This window comes from Pantoea sp. PNA 03-3, from assembly GCF_003201175.1.
In the GTDB taxonomy this organism is placed as follows: Bacteria; Pseudomonadota; Gammaproteobacteria; order Enterobacterales; family Enterobacteriaceae; genus Pantoea; species Pantoea stewartii.
Genome location: NZ_QICO01000019.1, coordinates 2,322 through 5,312 on the forward strand (window position 1 = coordinate 2,322; position 2,991 = coordinate 5,312).

The 2,991-nt window shown below is 54.5% G+C and carries 1 rRNA gene; it reads left to right on the forward strand.

Annotated elements, in window-relative coordinates:
* Positions 1-23: 23 nt before the first annotated feature.
* A 23S ribosomal RNA gene (locus C7433_RS23450) occupies positions 24-2,929 on the forward strand.
* Positions 2,930-2,991 lie beyond the last annotated feature (62 nt).

Here is a 2,991-nt window from a genome sequence, read left to right on the forward strand (position 1 = left end):
CGCAAAACGCCTGTGGGTTGTGAGGTTAAGCGACCAAGCGTACACGGTGGATGCCCTGGCAGTCAGAGGCGATGAAGGGCGTGCTAATCTGCGATAAGCGCCGGTAAGGTGATATGAACCGCTATAACCGGCGATACCCGAATGGGGAAACCCAGTGTGATTCGTCACACTATCATGCAGTGAATCCATAGCGGCATGAGGCGAACCGGGGGAACTGAAACATCTAAGTACCCCGAGGAAAAGAAATCAACCGAGATTCCCCCAGTAGCGGCGAGCGAACGGGGAGGAGCCCAGAACCTGCATCAGCTTGTGCATCAGTGGAAGCGTCTGGAAAGTCGCAGGGTACAGGGTGATACTCCCGTACACAAAGGTGCACAGGCTGTGAGTTCGATGAGTAAGGCGGGACACGTGGTATCCTGTCTGAATATGGGGGGACCATCCTCCAAGGCTAAATACTCCTGACTGACCGATAGTGAACCAGTACCGTGAGGGAAAGGCGAAAAGAACCCCGGCGAGGGGAGTGAAACAGAACCTGAAACCGTGTACGTACAAGCAGTGGGAGCACCTTCGTGGTGTGACTGCGTACCTTTTGTATAATGGGTCAGCGACTTATATTCTGTAGCAAGGTTAACCGTATAGGGGAGCCGCAGGGAAACCGAGTCTTAACTGGGCGTTAAGTTGCAGGGTATAGACCCGAAACCCGGTGATCTAGCCATGGGCAGGTTGAAGGTTGGGTAACACTAACTGGAGGACCGAACCGACTAATGTTGAAAAATTAGCGGATGACCTGTGGCTGGGGGTGAAAGGCCAATCAAACCGGGAGATAGCTGGTTCTCCCCGAAAGCTATTTAGGTAGCGCCTCGTGAACTCATCTCCGGGGGTAGAGCACTGTTTCGGCTAGGGGGCCATCCCGGCTTACCAACCCGATGCAAACTGCGAATACCGGAGAATGTTATCACGGGAGACACACGGCGGGTGCTAACGTCCGTCGTGAAGAGGGAAACAACCCAGACCGCCAGCTAAGGTCCCAAAGTCATGGTTAAGTGGGAAACGATGTGGGAAGGCACAGACAGCCAGGATGTTGGCTTAGAAGCAGCCATCATTTAAAGAAAGCGTAATAGCTCACTGGTCGAGTCGGCCTGCGCGGAAGATGTAACGGGGCTAAACCATGCACCGAAGCTGCGGCAGCGACGCGCAAGCGTTGCTGGGTAGGGGAGCGTTCTGTAAGCCGTCGAAGGTGTGCTGTGAGGCATGCTGGAGGTATCAGAAGTGCGAATGCTGACATAAGTAACGATAAACAAGGTGAAAAACCTTGTCGCCGGAAGACCAAGGGTTCCTGTTCAACGTTAATCGGAGCAGGGTGAGTCGACCCCTAAGGCGAGGCCGAAAGGCGTAGTCGATGGGAAACAGGTTAATATTCCTGTACTTGGTGTTACTGCGAAGGGGGGACGGAGAAGGCTATATCGGCCGGGCGACGGTTGTCCCGGTTTAAGCGTGTAGGTGTGTGCGCCAGGCAAATCCGGTGCACTTTACACTGAGGCGTGACGACGAGGCACTACGGTGCTGAAGTGATAAATGCCCTGCTTCCAGGAAAAGCCTCTAAGCATCAGGTAACACGAAATCGTACCCCAAACCGACACAGGTGGTCAGGTAGAGAATACCCAGGCGCTTGAGAGAACTCGGGTGAAGGAACTAGGCAAAATGGTGCCGTAACTTCGGGAGAAGGCACGCTGGCGCGTAGGTGAAGGGACTTGCTCCCGGAGCCGAGGCCAGTCGAAGATACCAGCTGGCTGCAACTGTTTATTAAAAACACAGCACTGTGCAAACACGAAAGTGGACGTATACGGTGTGACGCCTGCCCGGTGCCGGAAGGTTAATTGATGGGGTTATCCGTAAGGAGAAGCTCTTGATCGAAGCCCCGGTAAACGGCGGCCGTAACTATAACGGTCCTAAGGTAGCGAAATTCCTTGTCGGGTAAGTTCCGACCTGCACGAATGGCGTAATGATGGCCAGGCTGTCTCCACCCGAGACTCAGTGAAATTGAAATCGCTGTGAAGATGCAGTGTACCCGCGGCAAGACGGAAAGACCCCGTGAACCTTTACTACAGCTTGACACTGAACACTGAGCCTTGATGTGTAGGATAGGTGGGAGGCTTTGAAGCGTGGACGCCAGTCTGCGTGGAGCCGTCCTTGAAATACCACCCTTTAATGTTTGGTGTTCTAACGTGGGCCCGTGATCCGGGCTGCGGACAGTGTCTGGTGGGTAGTTTGACTGGGGCGGTCTCCTCCCAAAGCGTAACGGAGGAGCACGAAGGTTGGCTAATCCTGGTCGGACATCAGGAGGTTAGTGCAATGGCATAAGCCAGCTTGACTGCGAGAGTGACGGCTCGAGCAGGTGCGAAAGCAGGTCATAGTGATCCGGTGGTTCTGAATGGAAGGGCCATCGCTCAACGGATAAAAGGTACTCCGGGGATAACAGGCTGATACCGCCCAAGAGTTCATATCGACGGCGGTGTTTGGCACCTCGATGTCGGCTCATCACATCCTGGGGCTGAAGTAGGTCCCAAGGGTACGGCTGTTCGCCGTTTAAAGTGGTACGCGAGCTGGGTTTAGAACGTCGTGAGACAGTTCGGTCCCTATCTGCCGTGGGCGCTGGAGAATTGAGGGGGGTTGCTCCTAGTACGAGAGGACCGGAGTGAACGCACCGCTGGTGTCCGGGTTGTCACGCCAGTGGCACTGCCCGGTAGCTAAGTGCGGAAAAGATAAGTGCTGAAAGCATCTAAGCACGAAACTTGCCCCGAGATGAGTTCTCCCTGAGGCTCCGAGCCTCCTGAAGGGACGTTGAAGACGACGACGTTGATAGGCCGGGTGTGTAAGCGCAGCGATGCGTTGAGCTTACCGGTACTAATGACCCGTGAGGCTTAACCTTACAACGCCAGAGGCGTTTTGGGTTGAGAGACAGAAGAATTTTCAGCCTTGTTTACCGGATAA